At 31.4% G+C, this 23,763-nt stretch carries 21 protein-coding genes, 2 pseudogenes and 1 riboswitch; of the genes and pseudogenes, 6 read left to right on the forward strand and 17 right to left on the reverse strand.

The window, feature by feature from the left end:
- Nucleotides 1-11: 11 nt before the first annotated feature.
- The 3 genes from FDN13_RS05065 to FDN13_RS14580 form a co-directional block, all read right to left on the reverse strand.
- Complete coding sequence (locus FDN13_RS05065; protein ID WP_138979200.1) at nt 12-773, reverse strand: DNA-methyltransferase; 762 nt, start codon at nt 771-773, stop codon at nt 12-14.
- 63 nt (nt 774-836) lie between these two features.
- The gene (locus tag FDN13_RS05070) at nt 837-1,553 is read right to left on the reverse strand and encodes a TRM11 family SAM-dependent methyltransferase (RefSeq protein WP_138979201.1); all 717 of its coding nucleotides are present in this window, start codon (nt 1,551-1,553) and stop codon (nt 837-839) included.
- Nucleotides 1,554-1,692: 139 nt separating this feature from the next.
- A complete protein-coding gene (locus FDN13_RS14580) occupies nt 1,693-1,839 on the reverse strand; it encodes an Ig-like domain-containing protein (RefSeq protein ID WP_138981026.1) in 147 nt (48 codons plus the stop codon).
- A 20-nt stretch (nt 1,840-1,859) separates the two neighbouring features.
- Here FDN13_RS14580 and FDN13_RS14360 point away from each other — a divergent pair.
- Nucleotides 1,860-2,585 (forward strand): annotated as a pseudogene (locus tag FDN13_RS14360) (IS6 family transposase); the annotation flags it as partial.
- Nucleotides 2,586-3,016: 431 nt separating this feature from the next.
- Here FDN13_RS14360 and FDN13_RS05090 read toward each other — a convergent pair.
- The 3 genes from FDN13_RS05090 to FDN13_RS05100 all read right to left on the reverse strand — a co-directional run bounded on the left by FDN13_RS05090 (nt 3,017) and on the right by FDN13_RS05100 (nt 4,976).
- A complete protein-coding gene (locus tag FDN13_RS05090; protein WP_138979204.1) occupies nt 3,017-3,223 on the reverse strand; it encodes a hypothetical protein in 207 nt (68 codons plus the stop codon).
- Nucleotides 3,216-4,391: an ArsA family ATPase gene (locus FDN13_RS05095; protein WP_138979205.1), complete on the reverse strand. Its 1,176-nt coding sequence runs from the start codon at nt 4,389-4,391 to the stop codon at nt 3,216-3,218. Before FDN13_RS05095 ends, FDN13_RS05090 begins: the two co-directional genes overlap by 8 nt.
- A 99-nt stretch (nt 4,392-4,490) precedes the next feature.
- Nucleotides 4,491-4,976, reverse strand: coding sequence for a MarR family winged helix-turn-helix transcriptional regulator (locus FDN13_RS05100; protein WP_138979206.1), 486 nt, complete (start codon nt 4,974-4,976; stop codon nt 4,491-4,493).
- Nucleotides 4,977-5,233: 257 nt separating this feature from the next.
- Here FDN13_RS05100 and FDN13_RS05105 point away from each other — a divergent pair, with 257 nt between their 5' ends.
- A complete protein-coding gene (locus tag FDN13_RS05105) occupies nt 5,234-5,449 on the forward strand; it encodes a hypothetical protein (RefSeq protein ID WP_138979207.1) in 216 nt (71 codons plus the stop codon).
- 96 nt (nt 5,450-5,545) lie between these two features.
- Here FDN13_RS05105 and FDN13_RS05110 read toward each other — a convergent pair whose 3' ends face one another.
- Nucleotides 5,546-7,129, reverse strand: coding sequence for a S41 family peptidase (locus tag FDN13_RS05110; protein WP_168190077.1), 1,584 nt, complete (start codon nt 7,127-7,129; stop codon nt 5,546-5,548).
- A 218-nt stretch (nt 7,130-7,347) separates the two neighbouring features.
- A complete protein-coding gene (locus FDN13_RS05115) occupies nt 7,348-9,405 on the reverse strand; it encodes a methyl-accepting chemotaxis protein (protein WP_138979209.1) in 2,058 nt (685 codons plus the stop codon).
- A 363-nt stretch (nt 9,406-9,768) separates the two neighbouring features.
- On the opposite strand from FDN13_RS05115, the pseudogene FDN13_RS05120 reads away from it, so the two are divergent.
- The 4 genes and pseudogenes from FDN13_RS05120 to FDN13_RS05135 all read left to right on the forward strand — a co-directional run bounded on the left by FDN13_RS05120 (nt 9,769) and on the right by FDN13_RS05135 (nt 13,457).
- Nucleotides 9,769-10,601 (forward strand): annotated as a pseudogene (locus FDN13_RS05120) (threonine aldolase family protein).
- 158 nt (nt 10,602-10,759) lie between these two features.
- Nucleotides 10,760-11,377, forward strand: coding sequence for a ferritin family protein (locus FDN13_RS05125; protein WP_138979210.1), 618 nt, complete (start codon nt 10,760-10,762; stop codon nt 11,375-11,377).
- Nucleotides 11,378-11,439: 62 nt separating this feature from the next.
- Nucleotides 11,440-11,622 (forward strand): small, acid-soluble spore protein, H family, encoded by a 183-nt coding sequence (locus tag FDN13_RS05130; protein WP_138979211.1) that lies wholly within the window; start codon nt 11,440-11,442, stop codon nt 11,620-11,622.
- Nucleotides 11,623-11,841: 219 nt separating this feature from the next.
- Nucleotides 11,842-11,943: riboswitch (purine riboswitch) on the forward strand.
- Between the two features lie 98 nt (nt 11,944-12,041).
- Nucleotides 12,042-13,457 (forward strand): NCS2 family permease, encoded by a 1,416-nt coding sequence (locus tag FDN13_RS05135; RefSeq protein ID WP_138979212.1) that lies wholly within the window; start codon nt 12,042-12,044, stop codon nt 13,455-13,457.
- A gap of 45 nt (nt 13,458-13,502) precedes the next feature.
- Here the strand turns inward: FDN13_RS05135 and FDN13_RS05140 are convergent, their stop codons facing one another.
- The 9 genes from FDN13_RS05140 to FDN13_RS05180 form a co-directional block, all read right to left on the reverse strand.
- Nucleotides 13,503-14,576 (reverse strand): PTS fructose transporter subunit EIIC, encoded by a 1,074-nt coding sequence (locus tag FDN13_RS05140; protein WP_138979213.1) that lies wholly within the window; start codon nt 14,574-14,576, stop codon nt 13,503-13,505.
- Between the two features lie 232 nt (nt 14,577-14,808).
- Nucleotides 14,809-15,120 (reverse strand): PTS fructose-like transporter subunit IIB, encoded by a 312-nt coding sequence (locus tag FDN13_RS05145; RefSeq protein ID WP_138979214.1) that lies wholly within the window; start codon nt 15,118-15,120, stop codon nt 14,809-14,811.
- Between the two features lie 149 nt (nt 15,121-15,269).
- Nucleotides 15,270-15,941 carry a fructose-6-phosphate aldolase gene (locus FDN13_RS05150; RefSeq protein ID WP_138979215.1) on the reverse strand — a complete coding sequence of 224 codons (672 nt, stop codon included), beginning with the start codon at nt 15,939-15,941 and terminating at the stop codon, nt 15,270-15,272.
- A gap of 15 nt (nt 15,942-15,956) precedes the next feature.
- Nucleotides 15,957-16,409: a PTS sugar transporter subunit IIA gene (locus tag FDN13_RS05155; RefSeq protein WP_138979216.1), complete on the reverse strand. Its 453-nt coding sequence runs from the start codon at nt 16,407-16,409 to the stop codon at nt 15,957-15,959.
- A gap of 20 nt (nt 16,410-16,429) precedes the next feature.
- Nucleotides 16,430-18,463 (reverse strand): BglG family transcription antiterminator, encoded by a 2,034-nt coding sequence (locus tag FDN13_RS05160; RefSeq protein ID WP_138979217.1) that lies wholly within the window; start codon nt 18,461-18,463, stop codon nt 16,430-16,432.
- A gap of 175 nt (nt 18,464-18,638) precedes the next feature.
- On the reverse strand, nt 18,639-19,481 hold the full coding sequence (locus FDN13_RS05165) for a [formate-C-acetyltransferase]-activating enzyme (RefSeq protein WP_138979218.1): 843 nt from the start codon (nt 19,479-19,481) through the stop codon (nt 18,639-18,641).
- Nucleotides 19,482-19,492: 11 nt separating this feature from the next.
- The gene (locus FDN13_RS05170; RefSeq protein WP_138979219.1) at nt 19,493-21,784 is read right to left on the reverse strand and encodes a formate C-acetyltransferase; all 2,292 of its coding nucleotides are present in this window, start codon (nt 21,782-21,784) and stop codon (nt 19,493-19,495) included.
- 14 nt (nt 21,785-21,798) lie between these two features.
- Nucleotides 21,799-22,845, reverse strand: a complete 1,047-nt coding sequence (locus tag FDN13_RS05175) for a Gfo/Idh/MocA family protein (protein WP_138979220.1) — start codon at nt 22,843-22,845, stop codon at nt 21,799-21,801.
- Nucleotides 22,846-22,859: 14 nt separating this feature from the next.
- Complete coding sequence (locus tag FDN13_RS05180; protein ID WP_138979221.1) at nt 22,860-23,729, reverse strand: SDR family oxidoreductase; 870 nt, start codon at nt 23,727-23,729, stop codon at nt 22,860-22,862.
- Nucleotides 23,730-23,763 lie beyond the last annotated feature (34 nt).

Consider the following 23,763-nt stretch of genomic DNA (forward strand, 5'->3'; position numbering starts at 1 on the left):
TTGTATCAAATCTATTCCTCCCAATCTATCTGCAATATACGTTTTTTTGTTAATTCAAGATAAGTTTCATCAATATCTATTCCTATAAACTTTCTTTTATTTTCAATTGATATAACACCAGTAGTTCCAGAACCGCAAAATGGATCCAGAACTAAATCACCCTCATTTGTACTTGATAAAATACATCTATAAAGTAATTCTTTCGGTTTTTGAGTTGGATGCGATCCAAGTGTTTTTTCTTTTTTGGGAGTAGTAGGTATTTCCCATACACTTCGCATTTGCTTTCCGTTGTTTAATTCCTTAATATAATCATAATTAAAGGTATGTCTTGCATTTTTATATTTTTTTGCCCATATTAATGTTTCATGACTTGCTGTAAAACATCTACAACCCATATTAGGTGCTGCATTTGGTTTGAACCATATTATTTCATTAATTATATAATATCCTAATTCCATTAACGCAAATGCTATAGAATGAATTATATGATAAGTCCCTGAAATCCATATAGTTCCATCGTCCTTTAATACTCTATCACAGGCTTTAATCCATTTCCTATTAAATTTATGATCTTCTTTCAACCCATAAGATTTGTCCCAATCGCCTTTGTTAACGCAAGCCATTTTACCTGATTTGCACGTTATCCCATCATTACTTAATCTATACGGTGGATCAGCAAATATCATACTAACCGATTTTTCTTCTAATTTTTTCAACTCTTTAATACAGTCACCTAATAAAAGTAGCGATTTATCATCCTTATAATACTGCATAACCTATTTCCTCTTACAATGTTTTATTTTTTATTCTAACATAAAAGCATTTTCTAAAAAATATTATTTTTTAAATATAAATAAGTATTCATGTGCAATTAAATAAAAATTCTTTTTCAAGCTTAAATTTTCCCAATACTTTGTGGATCTGCAATTATGTTGCTCTTTTATTATTATTTCCTTTAGCTTAAAACCAACGTTTATAAAAGTATTCATGACATTAAATCCTAAAGGAATGATATATCCATTTTTTCTTGTATCTCCAATTAATATAGCACAATACTTTTCCTTTTTTAAAACTCTTAAGCATTCTTTTGCAACATCCTGCATAGCATCAATAAATTTTTCAACTGAAAGAAGGGATAAGTCTTCTTTAATACCTTCGCTATATTTAATAATGTTTGCATAAGGTGGATGGGTACATATAAAATCTATTGTTTCATCATTTATTCCAGTTAGATTCCTAGCATCAGCTTTAAATAAATTTACTTCACCTTTTCCCACTATATCTTTAATTCTTTCCTTTGAAAGTTCTATTGCCTTATCATTCACATCACAACCTATTGCCCTTCTATTTAAGCCTTTGCATTCAATTAGAGTTGTCCCACTTCCTACAAATTGATCTAAAACCAGATCATTCTCATTAGTATATCTTAAAATTAAATTTCTAGGAACATATGGACTCCAATTCCCTGGATAATCTCCTTTATGAGTAAGCCATTTACCCCTTTCTGGGAAACTCCATATTGTTGTAGTTTGCATTTCAAAATTTGTGAACATAAAAATCACCAACCTTTTCAGATTATATTGTGATTTTATCCAAAAAGGTTGGCTTCAATACCTCATATATCCCCTCTATACTGCATACTCTTTTCCATATACCTATATGCCTTTTCATATGAAATTTTTTCCTGGAATTCTATCTCACATTGACTATGCATTTTGCTGTATATTTCCCATCACTCGTCTTTACAGCAATTGTTGCAGTTCCCTTCTTTAATGCAACAACTTTTCCATCTTGATTTACTGAAACAACACTTTTATTGCTTGAGTGCCATATCTGTATATTCCTTTATTATTTGAAGGAAAGGAAAGACAAATTTTAAAAGAATGAGATTCCCCTTGTTTTTCATTATTACTGCACTTAACCTTTATTATCTAAATGGTTCTTCAACAAGAAGAATATCTCAATTTTTTAAACTAACCTACAATGTCAAAGTTTCTCATGTAACTATTGCATATTGGTGAAAAAAATTTGCTCCAATTTTTCTAAGTATAGCTAATAGACTTACTGAAAATCTTGATTTAAGTGCATCTGATGAATGGCATGCCGACGAAACTGTTGTTTTTATTAATGGTAAAAAGCATTATCTTTGGTTAATTATAGATTCAGAAACCAGAATGGTTCTTGGTTTTAATTTATCTCCTTCAAGAGATGCTTCTCAAGCTTTTTCCTTGTTTAAATCTGCAAGTAAGTTTGGATGTCCATCGGCTATTGTGACCGATAGATTAGGCTCATATAATCTTGTTACTAAAACTATTTTTAACACTTCAAAACACATAAAAGTTCAATCATTTAAAGATGATATATCCAACAACTTGCTAGAAGCTTTTAATGATACATTTAAAGACTGGTATAAACGTAAAAGAGGTTTTAAATCATTTTAAAGTGCAAACACTCTAATAGCAATGTTTATTTTCCATTATAATTTTTTAAGACCTCACTATTCTTTAAACAATCTAACTCCTGCACAAGCTGCTGGTATTTTTGTTGATGAAAAGAATATTAATAACTGGCTTCTGTCTGCTTAATTCTAAAATAAAGTATATATTCTTAACACACCTACATTTTTTAAGTTTTAAGTAGGTATCTTCGACATGCCTTTTTTTCATAAATCCAATATTATTAAACTTTATTAATTTAGATTACATAAAAACTGTGTAATTTTGTGTAATTATACGTGTAGCTACGCTATTTTTTCATATTTACTTAACACAATCCTTCTAATTATTGAATAAATTTTGAATATTTATATATTTTGTATCTATGCATATAGTATAACCTAAAAAACTATTCCTTCAGTATTAATTTTCCTATATTATTATTTTTTTCTTATAAAAAATCTATGAAGCCAAAATTTCTTAAATAAAGATAAAACAAAAACAGCCATACATCACATTACTTAGCAAGCTAATGCTAAATATCTTAGTGATATGGCTGCTCTCTTATTCTCTACCTTACCCTATTCTATTGTAATATTATTTAATTTATCTTTTGATTTTCCCGCTGGCTTCTCTTTTATTTTCTGTGCATTTTCGTTAAGGCTTTCAAGAATTATTCTTCCTAAATCCCGAAGTTCCTTTGAAACCCCTGAAGGCAGATTATTAATTATTGTATCTGCAGCGCTAAGCTTATAATCAATAATTTTTTTTATTAATTTTTCATTCATTTTTATCACTTCCAAACCATATTTTTAATACTTCCTCTTCAAACTTTGCTTTTTTTATCGTGAAGTCTAAAAGGGTTCTTGGAAGAGTTATATTCCTTTTAATATTTCCAGCTTTTATTATTAGTTCATCTCCTTTTTGGCTGAGGGAAAGATCCTTTTTATCAACAAAAGGCATATCTATAGAAAGAATATAATCCTCTCCCTCCTTATTAACCTTCTGAGCCCTACCGTTATATTTAATTTCAGTTGGATCCTCATCCTTAAAAATCGCCTCCCCCATCCTTTCAAGCATTTCCATTCCCACTATTTCATTTTCAAATAAAGGTGCATAATATATGGGTATAGGGGAGAAGCTTTCAATTATTTCAGTTTTATATTTCTTTTGTATATCCTTCCATACCTTAAAATAGTCATCTGTTACATTCTCTGGAATAACCCTGTTTACAACCACAGCATCTACATTAAAATCATAAATGTTGAGATAGGTAAAGCTTCTCTGTGCTTCCTTTATAACCATTTTTTCAGGATTTACAACAATTCTTATGCTTGTTGTATTTCTATCTGAAAAAACTCTTTTCATCTCATCGAGCTGATAATACATATTGTCAATTTCATCAAGTACCTGACCAGAAGGCATAGGTATTTTAAGCAAAGATTCTGCAATGGGCCCTGCAACTTTGATAGCCTTTTTCTTCATCGGAAAAAGCTTTTCCATCCACCATCTTAACATTTCAGGAAAGCTTAAAAGAGCAAGAGTTTCACCCGTTGGAGCACAATCTATTATAATCGTATCAAACCTTCCTTCCTTATAATATTTTAGTATTCTAATAAGACTTAGCAGATCTTCCATTCCCGGGAAAACTGTAAGTTCCTGTGTTGTAATATCCTTAACAGCTTTTGATGTAAAAAGCTCAGTTAAATATTTTTGTACCTTCCCCCAGCCCTCTTCAATTTCATGTATTGTATCTATCTCCTGAGCCCAAAGATTCTCCTTGATTTCAACAGGCTCATTAGAAAGCTTCATATCAAGAGAATCTCCAAGACTGTGAGCAGGGTCAGTGCTTACAACAAGAGTTTTCATACCCTTATTTGCACTTTTTAATGCAGAAGATGCTGCAATGCTCGTTTTTCCAACTCCGCCTTTACCGGTATATAATATTATTCTCATAACATTTCCCCCTTTTATATTAATACTTATTATACTTCATTTTTCGAATATTACGCATTGCGAAATATTTATTCTATAAAATGCCCATTTTAATGGGCGCTATTCAATATCTATTTTCTTTATTACCCTTTTGTGTTCATCAGTATTTTCCATAATATTTATATCAGCCTGCAGCTTATTCATTATTTTAAAAGCTATTCCAATCAGGAACTGTTTTTCTTCTCCTGTTAAATCCTCAAGAATTATTTTAAGATATTTTGAAACAGTATCCCTTAGGTCCTTAATGAACTTACAACCTGCATCGGTTAGTTTTAGTACAACTATTCTTCTGTCCGTATCGCTTCTGCTCCTGCTTACATATCCATTTCTTACAAGCCTATCGACTATACCAGTAGCAGTACTCATCGGACAATTTATATATCCTACAAGCTCCGTCATTGTAACTTCGCTTTTTCTATCGATAAAAAGCATCGTAAAAATCTCATACTTAGAAAACTTTAAATCTATCTTAATCCATTCCTCAGGAAAAAAGAGTTTTTTAATATTATCAATAAATAAATCTAAAATATTATCTACATCAATCATTATTCCGACCTCCAAATATTTCACAATTCGAAATATCTAATTATATCTTATTCCTATCTTTATAATTTGTCAACTATTCTTTTCTAATATCCCAATGTTGCTAAATCATTTAAAAATTACTTTAAATAGTTCGCAAATATACCATTTACTAACATAATTATTTATTTTTATAAAATGAATTGTATTTATCCAAAGATTACCTTAAAATAGAAATATATAATTAGATGCTTGAATAGTAAACGATGAGGAAGTTCAAAATGAAAAAATTAAATAATTACATCAATTTAGGACTTCTCTTCAATGCAATTTCAATTGTCTCATATAGGTTCAATCTTCTGCCAAGTTTTATTGAGGGATTATGTACAGGATTGGCGATTGCATTGATATTCTTAGGACTATATGCAGAAAATCATAGTATTGAAAAATTTAAAATCTGCAAAAAATATTTATTAAACAAAGCATTAGGAAAATAAAACCATGCTCCCTTTGGTAAAAATTTTAAGTTACCATAAGGGAGCATGTTCGCTTAAATCTCAACCACTTTGTCACTTGTCAATTGGATATCACTTTTATTTACACAAATCAATAGTATAATTTAAAATCGTATCGTAAGGATTTATTATACTATCTTTATTATTTTCACCATATTCCACAGCTTTTATAAAATCCTTATATTTCCACTCAACATATATATCCGGCTGGGTATGGTATTCTTCGTTTGAGGTGCCATCAGGATTAAGTCCCATATCTAAAGGAAATCTCACTAAAAGTCCGCTGTTAGGAAGAACGGCTACAGCTGGGTCTATTCCTATTCCATCTCCTCCAGTTACAGTTCCAACAAGGGTTGCAAAACCTGTTGCCTTTGAAAGAGCTGCAAAGGTTTCCGCTGAAGAATAAACATAATCATCAACAAGGAGAAATATCTTACCCTTAAAACCAACACTATTCTTTGGGGCAATTTTTTTATTGCTTTCAATATATCCCCAAAATAAATCCTTTACCTCCTCTGGATAATTTAATTCCTTTGGGAGCTTATCTATTGATTTTGTTAAAATACCCCTCGATGCCAAAAAGGGTTTTATCTCACTTCCTCCTCTAAAAAGAATATAAAACCTTGCACTTATATTTTTATTTATAAGAGGAGAAATTATGTTTTTATAATAGTTTTCGCTTCCCCCTCCGTTGCCCCTAATATCTATAATAAGATATGGATAATCCTTAACGCTCTTTAAAAAAGAATATATTCCTTCCTTGTCCTTATCTACATATTCATAGGAAAGGGACCATACCTTCAAATAGGCAATTTTATCCTTATCAATTATTTGAGTATCGTATACCTTATCTGGCTTTTCATTTTTATTCTTTTTCCACTTTACGTTTTCCCCTTTTAAAGTCCTATCTATAATTTTTCCATCCAAAGTCTTAAGCTTTACACTTATAATTTCATCCTGCCTGCAGGGTAAAACTAAAACATTAACTTTAAGTTTATTCCTTTTAAAATCAAAGCTCAAATAAAAGCTATCGGTATTTGAAATCAAAAATTTATCTATATCTTTCCCGTTTACTTCAAGGAGAGTTGAAAACTTAGGTATGTCATATTCTTTAAGCTTATCATCCTCAGTTATGCTTTTATATGCTATATATTTCCCCTCAACATATTTAAAAGCAATTGGAACAATAAAACTCTCACTTTTTATAATTTCACTCCACTTACTGTACTTTATCTCAACACTCTTATTCGCTATAACTTTTTTCCATGCATAATTGCCTAACCCTTTATATGTACCTTTGTACATATCATAATCTGAGGGCTCTATTATGTTGGTATGACCGTTTTGAAGAAGATAGAGCATTTTATCTATGTTTTCATAAAATTCCACGTTATCTTTAGAAGAGATAACCATATTTTTAAGCTCCTCTTTCTTAGATAGAAAATCATACCCGGTTTTTCTCTTTAAAACCTCAATATAGGGATAATTATTCTTTATAATATCATAAAGATAATTGAAATCCTCAAGCTTCTGCTCAGCTGTAAGCTCCCCCAATTCTCCCTTTTTAACATTTACTCTAACATTTATAGACTTAAAATATGCAGTTCCAAAAATTATTAATACAACAAAGATAATTATCAAAAATATTCTGCTTTTTTTCATCTTGCTCATCCTTCCAAAATAAACTATTGCATCTATTTCATTTTACTATAATAACAGCTTATATTGAAAGAAGCACAGAAAAGTTTTCTCCATTCTCCGGTGCCTGGCACCATTTAGGATGTAGGGACGGTTACTTATTACATATAAAATATAAAAAGTGCCTATAGATTAAAAGCCTTAAATTTATTACTTACCTTTAACCTATGGCACATTATGTTTTATAATTTAAAGAAATTTATACTTTCCTGAAGTTTTACTGCTATGTCAGTAAGGGATTGTGCCGCATCGGATACTTCCTTCATTATAGCTGATTGTTCCTGGGATGAAGCTGCCACATTTTCTATATTCTGAGAGGATTGCTCTATTATGTTATTTATATTTTCTATCGCTTTTACCATCTCCTGTGACGCTGCATAAATTTGCTGTGAAACACTTGATGCATCCTGCATCTTTTTAGAAACATCATCAACAGAATTTAAAATTTCATTGAAAGCATCCCCTGCATTGTAAACCATATCAATTCCTTCTTTTACAGCGCTTGTCCCTTCAGCCATCGTTCCAATTGAGGTTTCTATATTCTCTCTTATTTCACTTATAATAGTACTAATTCGTTTTGCTGCATTTGCCGATTGCTCAGCTAATTTTCTAACTTCATCTGCAACAACAGCAAACCCCCTTCCGTGTTCCCCTGCTCTTGCAGCTTCTATTGCTGCATTTAAAGCAAGAAGATTGGTCTGCTCAGCAATTCCGGTTATTGCAGATATTATCTGACCTATTTCAGCTGATTTTTTTCCAAGTTCGTTTATTGTTTCGCTTGCAGCCATAACCTTCTCATTTATATTATCCATTCTATCTATTGTATTTTTTATCACAATATTTCCTTTTTCAGCTTTGTTATAAGCATTCAAAGAATTTTCAGCAATAGTTGAAAGGTTATTTGCAACTTGTTCAATCCCTTTTGAAATATCTGTTACTATTTTTACTGCATTTGATGATATACTTAGCTGTTTTTCAGAACCTTCAGCAAGGGACTGCATTGAATTTGCTATTTGTTCTGCAGCTGCTTGAGTTTGTTCTGCACTTGCAGTCAATTCCTCAGAAGTTGAAACTACTAATTCTGATCCCTCAGATATTGTTTTAATTATATTCTTAAGAGTTTCAGTCATACTATTTAAATGTCGTCCCATCTGTCCAATTTCATCATGAGTATTAACATCTATATTATTAGAAAGATTCCCATTAGAAATCGAAAATGCAAGTTCATTTACCTTTTTAATATTTTTTGTAAGATAATTGCTAAATAAAAATAATATCATTGTTACAAAAGATAACGCTACAGCTATTACTATTATTAAGTTTCTTAGAAGCTGTCTAACCGGTGAAAAAAGTTCCCTCTCTGATATTGTAAGAGCAATAATCCAATTAGTCTCTGGTATGCTCTTAAAATAAACTCTATAATTTCCATTATCTGATTTATAATTAAATTCACCCTCTTTATTTTTCAGCATAGTTAATGCTTTAGATGAAAAGTCCAGATTAATGTCATCTGTAATTTTTTTCTTCATTATTTTGCTTGAATCTTTGTCTGCAATATAAAAACCATTTTTATCAATTAAAAAAGCACTTCCTGTATTTCCTATCTTTATACTGCCTACAGAATTTTGAATCATCTTAAGGCTTATATCTGCAGTTGCAACTCCAATAAAATTTTTATTGCTATCAAAAAAAGGAGCTGTTGCTGTTATCATTGATGTTTTTGAAACTTCATCAAAATATGGATCTGACCACGCCACCCCTGAAGGGATGTTTTTACCTATTTTATACCAATCATATTTAAAATAATCATACTTTTCGCTGCTATATTCATCAGTATAAACAATTTTCCCCTCTTCTCTATAAACGTATGGTCCAAAGTATTTTATTCCTTCTTTATATTTATTGGGTTCAAACCAAATACCTGCTCCAAAGCTTTCAGGATTAGTAGATAAAACTCCTTTTAATAATTTTTCATAATGCTCTTTACTCATTACAGCACCTGAAGATTCAGCTGATTTTGCAAGAGCTTCAACAAGTTTTGAATGCTTTGAAAGGCTTTTATCTATATCTTTTACGATTGAATCAAGCTGTGCATTCATCTTATAATCTATTTCCTTATCAATAATGGATTTTCCTGAACTATAGCTTATAGTAGTAAGCAGTATCATTGCTATAATTGAAATTGGAAGTATAGCAATGATTACAAGTAGCCTTACACTTTTTAATTTTGGTAATTTCATCTTAATCCCTCCACTGTCATAATAAAATAAGTTTGGTCTTTAATATCCTTTTCGACTTAATTTGCTATTTTTTTATATTTTATATCTTAAGTTTTTTTAACCTTTAAAATCATCCTTAAAGTTTTCTCCATTCTCCGGTGCCTGGCACCGTTTAGGTATGGAGGGACGGTTACTTATTATATTTACTTTATATAATATAAGAAATATTATAGATTTAAAGGAGGGATAAAAATGAGATACATTGATTTAAGAAGCGATACAGTCACTATGCCAACCCAAGAGAATGAGAAAGAAAATGTATGGCAAAGAGTTGGAGATGAATGTTTAATAGAGATGATCCAACAGTAATAGAGCTTGAAGATTATGCAGACAAAACTTGTTGATAAAGAGGCTGCCCTTTTTGTACCAAGTGAACCTTCGGAAATCAGCTTTCTCTCTTTACTCACTGCAACAGAGGCGATGAAGTTATTCTTGGTGATGACTGCCATATTGTTGTACATGGAAGTTGGAGCAGCATCGGTTATTGCTGGAGTACAACTTAGAACACTTAAAAGCAATAGAGGTATACTTGATCCTGATGAAATAAAATCAAAAATAAGAGGAATAGACATACACTATCCAAAGACAGGACTTATATGCCTTGAAAATGCTCATTCAAATGGAAGAGTAATTCCTCTTGAGAATATGCAAAAAATATATAATATTGCAAAGGAATACAATATACCTGTACATCTGATGGTGCAAGGCTTTTTAATGCTGCATCATATCTTAATGTTGAGCCAAATGAAATTACAAAATACTGTGATTCTGTTATGTTCTGCCTTTCCAAAGGGCTTTGTGCACCTGTTGGTTCAATTCTTGCTGGGAATAAAGATTTTATAGAAAAGGCAAGAAAGAAAAGAAAACTTATGGGTGGAGGATTAAGACAGGCTGGAATACTAGCTGCTGCAGGAATTATAGCCCTTAAAAATATGCGTGAAAGATTAAAGGATGATCATGAAAACGCCCTATATCTTGGAAGGGAACTATCAAAAATTCCTAACGTTAAAGTTTTTCTTGATGATATACATATAAATATGGTTTTCTTTGATATGAGTGCTACAGGTTATAGCACTTCAAAACTTGTTGAAGAGTTTTATAAAAAGGGAATAAAAATAAACGGTGATGAAGGCGGCATAATGAGAGTTTGTAACTAACTATTGGGTAAGTAAAGAAGACATTGATTTTGTAGTAAGTACAATGAAGGAGCTTATTTTTAGATAATCATTAATATCAATTATAGGATTATATATCAGTACTTATTATTTTAAAAACCGAATATACATATATTGTAATAATATTAAAAGGAGTATTTATGGATAGTTGTAATGATTTAGAAGTCTTAAGAGAAATTGAAGAAAACGTTGATAAATTTATAAACTCCTTGCCTTGTCAATCTAAAATGCCAATGCCTGAAATAAAGGTAGAAGCAAAAAACCCTCAGTATGCAAAACTATTACAAAATGCCTTCTCTGGAAGCGAGGATAGCGAGCTTGCAGCAATACTTCAATACCTTTATCATCATGAAACAATAGAAAACAAAACTATAGCTAATGCACTTTTATGCATATCTATGATTGAAATGCATCATTACGATATTTTGTCTGAGCTTATAAGTCTTCTTGGTGAAAATCCTTTTTTATATAATTCAAATAAATATTTTTACAGTACAGGAACAATTGGGTATATAGATGATCCTTTTGCATATTTAAAAGAAGCATCTAATGATAAAAATGATGATAAAACATCTAATGAAAAAACAAGGATAAAACTTGAAAAGGATATACTATCCGAAGTAAATGCTATTAATGCATATAACTTTATTCAAAAAAACATAAAAGATAAATATATAAACAAAATAATAGAAAAAATTATTGAAGATGAAAAATCTCATATAAGGATTTTTAATGCACTTATTCAAAAATACTGTTAAATATTTATTTACTATGTATATTACATCTTTATAAAGCAGATAATACTTCAAGAGGTGATTGGATGTTAACTCGGAGGGCTTTAGAAATAATGCAATCTCCAAATAATATTGAAGTATTATATAAAAGCAAGCCTGTATGGCTTGAAAATGTTGAAGGAAGCAACGTTAAAGTAAAGGATCTTACTAATAATTCTATATTAGAAGTCCCTGTATCAGAACTTCAAGAAACAGGTATAATAAAATAAATATCTCAAAAAATAGGAGCAATATATTGGAACTTTGCCAATATATTGTCCTATTTTTATATATAATCCATTTAAAAACATTTTTTCAATATTAAAACTCGATTACTATAAACAATATTCTACTATTTATTTATTTTAGTTTAATAAATTCGAACATTTATATTATTTTTTTCATTAATGTTCACCTTTTTGTTGACAACCTTCATTATTTTTGATAATATAACAATTGTTTTTATTGCTCATATAAATCTGATAATAGGGATCAGATGTTTCTACCAGGCAACCGTAAATTGCCTGACTATGGGCGAATTTATTCATAGACTGCTATTATACACTTTGCAGCTATGCATGAACTCGCTCATAAAGGTTCATGCTTTTTTATTTTTTCAAAGGATAAAATACTTATAAGGGGTGTTAAAATGGAGAACTTTTTTAAACTTAAAGAAAACAAAACAACCGTTAAAACAGAAATAATAGCAGGTATTACTACTTTTATAACCATGGCCTATATTCTATTTGTAAATCCATCAATTTTGAGCCAGGCTGGTATGAACGAAAAATCTCTCTTTGGCTCAGATGTTGTAAAAGCCGGACTTTCAATAGGAAACGATAAAGTAATAGGTGCTGTTTTCGTTGCAACTATAATCTCTGCAGTTATTGCAACATTAATAATGGGACTCTTTGCAAATGTTCCCTTTGCCCAGGCTGCTGGTATGGGAATGAACGCATTTTTTACATTCTACGTTGTATTAACAGCTAAAATATCCTGGCAGGGAGCACTTGCTATTGTTTTTATATGCGGTATTATAAATATTCTAATTACTCTTACCAAGGTTAGAATTATGATAGTTGATGCGATTCCTGAGAGCCTTAAAAAGGCAACAGGCGCTGGAATCGGTCTTTTTATAGCTTTAATCGGTCTTAAAGAGGCAGGTTTTGTAGTATCCTCACCTGAAACCTTAGTACAGTTTGGAAATTTAAAAAATCCTCAAACTCTTCTTGCACTGTTTGGTCTTATGCTTACAGTAGTTTTAATGATTAAAAGAGTTAAAGGCTCAATACTTATTGGAATTATAGCAACAACAGTTCTTGGTGTGATTGCACAGGTAAGTTTAGGAGTAAAAGGACTTAATATTTTCATCCCAGACAAATTAGTATCCGCTCCTCCAAGCCTGTCACCAACCTTTTTAAAGCTCAGCTTTAATGATTTATTCAGTGCAAAGATTGGACTTTTATCAATAATTACAATAATTATTTCCTTCAGCCTTGTTGATACCTTCGATACTATTGGAACATTCATTGGAACTACTTCAAAAACTCATATATTCGATGATCCAAACGAAGTTCCAAAAAAGGGAAGATTCCCAAGAAAAATAGACAGAGCACTATTTGCTGATGCCATTGCAACATCAATAGGCTCATTATTAGGTACAAGCAATGTTACAACCTATGTAGAAAGCCTTGCTGGAATCAGTGAAGGAGGAAGAACAGGCTTAACATCAGTTGTTACTGCAATCTGTTTCCTTCTTTGCCTGTTCATTTCACCGATTGCTGGTATCGTTCCAGCCTTTGCAACTGCACCAGCCCTTATAATAGTTGGAATTCTTATGATAAGCTCAATAATGGAAGTTAACTTTGAAGACTTTGAAGAAGCAGTTCCTGCATTCTTTACCCTCGTTATGATGCCCTTTACCTACAGCATAGCAAATGGAATCGCAGTAGGATTTATATTCTACACATTAATTAAAATCGTAACTGGTAAGGCAAGTAAAGTTCACCCTATAATGTATATTTTCACTGCACTTTTCATATTGAAATTTGCAATGGCACTATAAATTCAAGGCTATGACAAAATGTCATAGCCTTTTTTATTTTACAATTTAAATATCAAGTGTAATTTCTATATCTGCATCATTTGCATCATCGTTTGCCTTTTCAGAAACTGGTTTTTTAAGAAAAGCTATAAGTGCTGCTGCCACAGCAGTTCCTGCTGCTAAAGCTATTAAAAGTCCAATAACATTTGTTACAGCTGGTATAACTATTATTCCTCCCCACGCTACCTTGTTAGTTACATGAAGCAGCGCTGCTACTGAACATCCAACTGCTGAACCTATCATATTTGCTGGTATAACCTTTAGAGGATCTGCTGCTGCAAAGGGTATTGCACCTTCTGTTATACCTATAAGTCCCATTAAAAATCCTGCTTTTCCTGCTTCTTTTTCCTCAGCTGTAAATTTCTTTGGAGCTAAAAATGTTGCTACTCCAACTGCTAGTGAAGGTACTGCAACTCCTACTGCATTTATACCTGCTATTTGATAGTTTCCATTTGAAACAGCCATTATTGTAAATGCAAAAGCAACTTTGTTTACAGGACCTCCCATATCAAAAGCATCCATTGCTCCCATTATAATTGCGATTATAACAATACTTCCTGCACTTAAAGAATTAAGCCAGTTTGTAAGTCCCTGAGTAATAGATGTTATTGGTGCTCCAACAACCCACTGCATAAGTCCTGCGGTTATAAAAGTTCCTATAATTGGTATTATGAATATTGTTTTTAATGATGATAATGCCTTTGGTAGTTTTATTTTTTTAAGGTAGTGTACTGTAACACCTCCAATTAAACCTGCTGCAAGTGCACCTAAAAATCCTGCTCCCATTGCATTTCCTACTGCTGCTCCTATTGCTGCTGGAGCGATTCCAGGCCTGTCCGCTATTGAATAAGCTATAAATCCTGCAAGGATTGGTATCATAAGCTCAAAGCCTCTAACCCCTATAAAGAAAAGGTCATTGAGAAATTTATGTGTTTCCTTATCTGGCACTGCGCCTTTACCATAAAGTACAACTGACAATGCAAGAAGAATTCCTCCAGCTACAACAAAGGGAATCATATAAGAAACACCCGTCATCAAGTGTTTTCTGGTATCTTTAAAAATTCCTTTTAATTCATTCATAATAGACCTCCTAAGTTACAAATATTATTTTAAATAATTTTTTTAATATCATAATGATTGGAAAAATTTCGAAAATAACTTTCATTAAATAAATTCTTAAAGGGCCCATTAAGAATACTAATTAATTTTCATCCTATTTAAATTATAATTCATCACACTCCAGACTTCAAAACCTTAATAGTATATTTTACTACCACATTAATGTGGTAGTATTTCACTTATTTAGGCAAAATTATTGACCTAATTTTTCTATTATTTTTTTCATTATTGCATCTGCTTTTTTAATACAGTCACTTGAGCCTACCCTTACTATAGGCTTTCCCTTAAATCTATCTTCCTTTTTAATTCCAATATCGTTTGTAAGTATTACTACGTTTGCCTCCTGTATATCCTTTACAGTTAGTTCATTCTCAATGCCTATTGATCCTTGAGTTTCAACCTTAATTTCTAATCCATTCTTTTTTGCAGCAATTGCAAGAGCCTCCGCTGCTAAATAAGTATGTGCTACTCCTGATGGACATGCTGTTACTGCTACTATTTTCATAATTTTCCCCTCCTAATTTCTTATCAAAAGTTATAAATTTAATCTTATATATTTCATCCTTATAACTTATACCTATTTCTTATACAGTGCTAATGTTTCTAATTAGAAAACATTAGCACCTCGTCAATTACTCTTCGATGTATTTATAATTACCCATTTGTTTTTATGCCTTTTCCAAAAGCGTTTTCCCAATCTTCAATGAATTTATCTACGCTCCAGTCAGTTAATGGATGGCTCATCATAGCTCTTATTATATCTGCAGGAACTGTAACACTATGAACCCCAAATTTCATAAGTTCAAGAACTTGCTGCGCATTTTTAAAGCTTGCAGCTAAAACCTTTGAATTTAAATTATTTACATTAATAATATTTACTAAGTCTTTAACAGTATTCACTCCATCTGCTGATATGTTGTCAAGTCTATTAACATAGGGAGCAACATAATCAGCTCCTGCCTTTGCTGCTAAAAAGCCCTGATGTGCTGTAAATATTGCTGTTGCAGTTATTTTAATGCCTTTCTTTTTAAGTTCTTTAATAGCCTTTAAGCCATCATTAGTTACCGGAATTTTAACGTACATGTTTTTTCGAAGTCCGCTTATAAACAGAGCCTCTTTTAGTATCTCTTCATATCTAATACTTAAAACCTGTCCATGAATAGGTGTATTTTCTCCTACAATTGAATCTATTTCATTTATTAAATCAACAAATTTTTTCTTTTCTTTTGATACTATTGTCGGATTTGTCGTAACCCCGTCAATAGGTAAAATGTCATATAATTCTTTTATCTCTTTTACATTCCCTGTATCCAATAGCAGTTCCATTTAAATCCACTCCTTTTATATAACTGATTGTAATAATTCTACAATTTCTTTCTCTGATTCAATCGTATTCAGTTTTTCAATAAAATCTTCATAAAGGAGCCTTCTTGAAATTGCAGCAAGTATTCTTAAATGTTCATTGCAGGATTCTCCATCAGATGGAACTGCTAATAAGAATACTATTTTTACAGGTTCTCCATCCATAGAATCCCATTTTATTCCTTCTTTTTTTCTTCCAAAAGCAACCGCAGGAGTTTTTACAGCACTGCATTTTCCATGTGGTATAGCTATACCAAGACCAATGCCTGTACTTGTTTTTTTCTCTCTGTCAAACACTTCGTTTATATAGTCTTGATAAGAAACGAGCCTTCCTTCAGAATGAATCAATTTTGCAAGTTCACAAATAACCTCTTCTCGAGTATCTGCTTCAAGATTTAATTTAATTAAATTCTCATTAATAATTTTAGACATGATAAACCTCCAGTCATAATTTAGTTGTTTTCATCAAGCAATATTAAAATTTCCTTTGCATTATCACTTTGCCTGATTCTATTTAGTTTATTAAAGTCATCCAATATAGAGTAAAAATACTTAAAAAAGTTTTTTACATGATGTTTATCTTCAAATTTTAATGCCAATAGAAAAATAATATCTGCTTTTTCCTTTCCCCACTCTATTTGCTCCTTTAAAGTAATTACAGCAATACAAGACTTTATAACCAAATCACTTTCTCCATGGGGAATTGCAACATTGTTTCCAACAGATGTTGATGTAATCTTTTCACGGTTTAAAACAGAACTTGTAAAGCCTTCAAAAACATAACCCTTTTTTATGAGAACATCACAAATCTTTATTATCAATTCCTTTTTGGATTTTATATTTTCATTTACAAAAATCAAATCCTCATAGAAAAGCTGAGGTTTATTATTAGCCATCTTTTCGCTGTCATCTTTAGCATAACTATCTTTTTTATCTATTTTTCTCATAATACACTTAATGCTGTTTATATCTTCATTAACTACAAAGGGGGAAATTTTTACTATTGGCTTACTTTTAAACTTTATGCTGTCAAGAGGTATCGTAGTAATAATAAAATCAAAATCCTCTTCATTTAAATGTTTAAGTTCAAACATAGAATAAGTCCCTAATATATTTATTTCTGTTATTTGCTTTTTCAGCCTTGCTGCAACAAGCTCACAGGTACCTATGCCGCTGCTGCATATAACAATTGCCCGTAGACTATTGTTAATCCTCTCAAGGGCTGCTCCTATATGCATTGCAATATAACCTATTTCCTCTTCTGAAACCTTTATTTTATAGTATTTTTCAAATAGGCTGCTCGCTGCCCAGCAAGCTCCAAATATAGCAGGATACTTGCTTTTTATTTCAGTCAAAAGAGGATTTCTTAAGTTAAGACCATAGGTCATGCGGTTTATAGCAGGTCTTAAATGCAGCAGCAGGCTTTTTATAAGCCTCTCATCATTATTCAGATTACATGATAATATATTGCTTATTAAGGCAATCAATTCTTTAGTAAATTCTAACAGCTGAACATCTGCATCTTCTATTATCTTATTTTCATCGCTAAGCTGTATATTTTCATGCAATTTTGAGCCTAATATATGAAGCGCTAAATATGCAATCTCACTTTTAGAAAATGAAATATTGAATTCAAATGCCAATCTCATAGTAATCCATTTTGCTGTTTCATATTCCTTTGTGTTTATAAGCGCCATCAATTGTTCTTTTGTAACTTCAATATCATTTTCATCCTTTAATCTTTTTAAGCTTATAGCTATGTGAATTATAAGACCTTCATGAGCTTCATCTGTAAGAGAAAGCATATATCTTTCTTCAGCTTCATTAAGTATAGTTTCAATCTTTCTTAAATCAAATTCTGGAATAAGCTCCTTTATCTGATTAAAACTCTTATAATCTAATCTGCTATCATAGTGAAGCTCACTAGATTCTTCAAGCATCATTTTTAATTCTTCATTGCTTTTTAAAATTGACAACAATTCAGAAGCTGCCTTTCTCCAATTCTTTTCATCACCTGAAATCTGAAGGCCATAATTTTGCTTTTTAATAAGCTTCAAATCGAATTTTTCAAGCCAATTCTCCACAGCTTCCAAATCATTATGAATTGTAGCTCTGCTTACATATAATTCATTAGCTAAATTCTGCATTTTAATGATATCCTTTGCCTGAAGAAGTTGCTTAATTATATAGTATTTTCTTTCATCTGTAGATAAAGGTTTTATATAAGTTTTGTTCAAGCTAATTAAATTTAAAAGGCTGCTTCGTCTGTTTTCCGGATACTCAAGCCATATCCCTATCCTTGCTTTTTTATAAATTTTAATATCATCGAAATGCTTTAAAAAATTTTCAAGCTCCTCAAGATCATACCTTATCGTTCTGTTTGAGACATTTAATCTTTCTGCAATTTCATCAATTGTTATTGGATTGTTTTGCTCCATTAAAATATTTAATATTTTATTACATCTTTCGCTTAAGCATTCTTTCATAGGTGCACCTTCTCTACATAATGAATAAATGATGTAAAATTTATTTATTATCTCTTACATATTTATAATAACATCTTAATATGCTGAAACCAACAAAACAAAGGTAATTGTTACTTCCACATTAATGCGGCAATATTTACAAATATAAAAAGCAGCATAATATAGCTGCTACTTTTTATCCACCAACAACAACTCTAAATCCTTTATTTTCAATGAACTCTTTTATATTTTCTATCTCCTCTTTTTCGAGAATCTTTATATCCTTTAATTCATATTCTTTACCAATTGCCCTATATTTAGAACTGCCATATTGATGAAAAGGTAAAATATGCACAAGCTTTAAACCGAATTTTGAAATATAATCCAATATTTTTTCAATGTTTTCTATGTTTGCTGTATAGTGTGGTATTAATGGTATTCTTGGGATTATTTCAACTTTATCACTATTTTTAATCAATATTTCAAAATTATTTTTCATAATATCAATATCCTGATTAACTACTTCTTTTGCAAGTTTTTTGTCCATTATCTTAAAGTCCCACAGGACAGTATCAATATACTTTGCCATTTCTATTATTATATCCTGCCTTCCCATTCCCGTTGTTTCAATAGCAGTATTTATGCCTTTCTTTTTTAATTCTTTTAAAAGCTCAACTATAAACTCTCCCTGAAGCAGCGGTTCTCCACCGGATAATGTTACTCCCCCTCCTGTTGAGTCAAAAAATACTGCATCTTTATTAACCTCATCAAGCACTTCACTTATAGTCATTTCTTTTCCTATGGTTTCTAAAGCCCCTGTGGGACAATCTTCAGGGGATTTACTGCACTTATAACAGCTTGTACTACTGCACCCTATGCAAAGGCTCTGCTTTCTCATTATCTCTTTTTCAAACTTTTGAGATTCAGGGTTAGAACACCAGGGGCAAGTTAAAGGACAGCCTTTAAAGAATATAACTGTCCTTATACCATCACCATCATGCAGACTATATCTTTGTATATTAAAAATCATAGCCTTCATTCAATCACTTCCTAAAATGAATGTTCTGTTCTTCTTATAATATCGTTTTGAATCGCTTCATCAAGCTCAACAAATATTGCACTGTATCCTGCTACCCTAACAACTAAGTTTTGATATTTTTCAGGATGTCTTTGTGCTTCTCTTAGTGTTTCTGCTGAAATTACATTAAATTGTACATGCTGTATTTTTAGTCTGCTGAATGCTCTAATAAATCCTGCAAGCTTTTTTATTCCTTCAAATCCTTCTAATGCTTGAGGTGAAAATTTAACATTAAGAAGGCTCCCATTAGAAGTTAGATAATTGTCGAGTTTGCTTACACTTTTTAAAACAGCAGTAGGCCCATTTTTATCCCTTCCAACCATAGGAGAGAGCCCTCCATCTGCAAGCTGTTCGCCCTTCATTCTTCCATCCGGAGTTGCTCCAACAGCTGCGCCTAAAGGTATATGAGCTGAAACTGTATATGAGCCTGGCTGGAATGTTCCACCCCTTATATTTTTATATTTTTCAACTTCCCTGCAATAATGGGAAAGCACCTCTGAACCTAAATAATCAACCTCATCAACGTCATTTCCATATTTAGGATATTTATTTATAAATCTCTGCCTTAAATCCTCTTTTCCTTCATAGTTGCTCTCTAAAACGTCTGTTAATTCTTTTATTGTAATCAGCTTTTCCTCAAAAACAGCCTTCTTTATAACATATAAAGAATCGCTTAGATTAGGCGCCCCTATACCCTGTACTCCTGAAAAATTATATATTGCACCGCCTTCTGTTACATCCATGCCCTTTTCTATGCATCCATTAATAAAGTTTGATAAAAATGGTGTTGGCGCACATTCCCTGTGAGCCATGTCTACTATATTTGAACCTTCTATCATATCCTTTACATATTTAGATATATTTCCTTTTAATTTATCTAAAAGCTCTTCAAAGCTGTCTATTTCTGATTTTTTCTCCCTTAGTGTAATCTCAAATACTTTTAATAAATTAAATAATGCTATGTCATGAAGCCCATAAGTTTTCCCAGGTATGGATAATTCTACACATCCAACCACAGCATAATCCCTTGCATCATATATTGAAACCCCTCTATTTAAAAATGCCGGTATGTTAACCTCATCATTGAAAACCTGAGGCATCCCTGTACCAAGTCTTATTATCTCGGATGCTTTTATTAAAAAATCCATTGGAGTATTTTCATTTACTCTTATACTTAAATTTGGCTGTGGAAGTCTTATATCTCCTAAAATTTCAAGCATGATGTATGATAGCTCATTTATTGATGCTCTTCCATTTTCATCAACCCCGCCTAAAACTATAGTATAGCCTGTTGGAAAGCCTGCAAAATATTTAGCACTTTCTGTACTTCTAAGGGCTACAATCGTATTGAATTTAATATACAAGCATCTTAAAAGTTCCTTAATAAATTCAATATCAATACCATCTTCTAAAGATTTTTTAAAATAAGGATACATGTATTGGTCAAAACGTCCAATAGATATTGAACTTGCATTGGATTCATGCTGAAAAATAACGCTTATATACCAGAAAAGCTGCAGTGCTTCATAAAAAGTCTCAGGTTTATCCTCTGAAATCTTATATGAAATTCTTGATATCTCCTCAAGTTCTTTTTTTCTATCTAAATCTCTCTCCTTTGCTGCCATATCCTCTGATAGTTTTGCATATCTTAAAATATAATCTCTTGCAGCCTCAAGTGTTATAAGTGAAGCTCTGTAAAAATAATTATCCTCATTTTCATTTATTTTTTCTTTTACTTCATTTATCATTACTTTTAGACCTTTTTTAAGCAATATTGAATAATCAGGTATAATATGACCTTGTCCTTTATCCGTCTGGTTTAAAGCGATTATTTTCATATTTACAGTATCTTTTATGTTCTGAGGAATATGTTCATTGCAGTAATCCTTCAAAGACTTACCTGCCCAATATGGGTAAAGCTCGTTTTTAAAATACTCTTTATCCTCCTGTGAAATTTCGAATCTATCCTGTGGTCTTGTTGAAAATTCATCTAACTCCTCTAAAATCCAATAGGGTGACATTTCAGGTGAGGCAACTCCTGCACGGGGTTTAACAGTTCTATCACCAACAATAAGTTCTCCATCTTTTATAGCTATTTCTACTTTACTTAATATATTAGAAAGTGCCTTTGCTCTTCTTATAACTGAAGGTTCACCTTCAGTGTTTTTATAACTTTCAGTATAAAGCCTTGCTCTTTCAAGGGATATTTGTCTTTTTTCCTTAAAAAGTTCGTTTTTTAAAGTTTCTATTCTTTTACTCAGCATAAATTCACCTCATATCACCTTAATCCGCTCTTATATGCTTCATCTATTAATCTTTGACATTTTAATGCATCATTAAAGGATGCTGCATTCCCTGTATCTTTATTTTCATATATTGAATTTGCAAAATTTATAATAGATGCTGTATGTGCACTTTGAAAATATCCGAGAATATTTCTTTCATCAGGGAAAAACTTCATATCATTAGAATTGCTAGCAGGTTTTATTAAATTCACTGTATTTGTATCATTTAAATAAACTTCTAAAACGTATGGATTTTTAAAATTTATTTTCATGCTTCCCTTTGTTCCGAAAACTTCAAAGCTATCCCTTTGTTCACCCTCTGCAAATATTCTCGACACTTCAATGCTTCCCTCTGTGCCATCAATTAGCTCTATTTCGCATCTTGAAACTTCGTCTACATAGCTTCTTTCTTTGAAATATATTTTATTTTTTGCATTAATATTTTTAATCTCTCCAAGGGTGAACTGTACTAAATCGATAAGATGAACTCCCAAATCTAAAAGCGCACCTCCGCCCGATGACTCTAATGTTCTCCAGCTTCCCCTTTTGCTGCTGCTCAAATAGCTTTTATGATAGGTTTTTAATTTAAAATCAATAATATCTCCTATTGTTCTTTTTACAACTTCTTTTCTTAAAAGCCCTACAGCAGGTATAAATCTATACATTAATGCAACTGCATTTTTAATTCCATTATCATTTACAAGTTCAGTCATTTTAAGAGCATCTTCATAGTTTGATGACAGAGGCTTTTCACAATATACTGCCTTTTTGTATTTTACAGCTTTTAAAACATATTCTAAATGAGAATCGTTTGGAGTACATATGCTTATAAAATCTATACTCTCGTCCTTTAGTGTCTCTTCAACATCAATAGTGTTTTTAACGCCGTAAAGCTTTATATCCTTTGGATTTCTCGTTACAACATACTTAAGATTCAAAGAAAAGGGCAGATTAAATCTTATATTTGCATCATATGCTGCCAATGCATGGGTTTTTGCAATAGAACCGTATCCTATTATGGCAAAATTAATAGAATTCATAATCTCACCTGTCCCTATTTAAAATTTAGTTTATATTCTTTAATACATTTTGATATTGCTTCCTTCGTTGTTGGAAATACTATTCCGTATTTTTTTATTTTTTCTGTATTAAGTCTTACATCCCTTGGTGCATCTTTATACTTTCCCTCATCTTTAACTAATATTTCATCTATTCTATCTTCAAGTCCCATTTCAGTTAGTATGTGTTTTACAACATCATATCTGCTCATATCATTTGTACTTCCTATATGATATGTTCCATAGGGTATATCAAACACTTTTACAATGTTTTCTATCATATCATAAACATATGTCATTCCCCTAAATTCATGGGGAGATGCATATATCTTTTCTCCTTTTATTAGGGAAGTTATTGTTTCCCATAATATGTTTGAAGCGATGCCCTTATTTCTGTCAGATAATCCAAAAAGCCATGTAAACCTTACTACCCATAGTTCATCTAATATATCTTTTAACAGCTTTTCAGCTTCAAGTTTATTTTGACCATATACTGTGTTTGGAACTGGAATATCTTCTTCAGTATATGGACCTGACTGTATATTCCCGTTAAAAACCTGTTCAGTGCTTATAAAAAGAAGCTTTGAATTATATTTTTTACAAGCCTTTGCAACATTTACTGCCCCATCTACATTGATTTTTCTTGCGATTTCTGGATTTTTGTTGCAAAAATCAGTAACAGCAATTGCTGCTGCGTGAATAACATAATCAGGTCTAAATTTTTCAAAGGCTTCATATACTTTTTTTTCATCAGTTATGTTTAAATCATCCTTATCTGTTGATAAAATTTCATATTCATTTTTATATCTGTCAAAAAATCTTGTGCAAAAGAATCCCAATCCACCTGTTAATAAAATTTTCTTCATCCTGCTCACTCCTAATTAATATTGTTTTTTATTA

This window comes from Caloramator sp. E03, from assembly GCF_006016075.1.
In the GTDB taxonomy this organism is placed as follows: domain Bacteria; phylum Bacillota; class Clostridia; order Clostridiales; family Caloramatoraceae; genus Caloramator_B.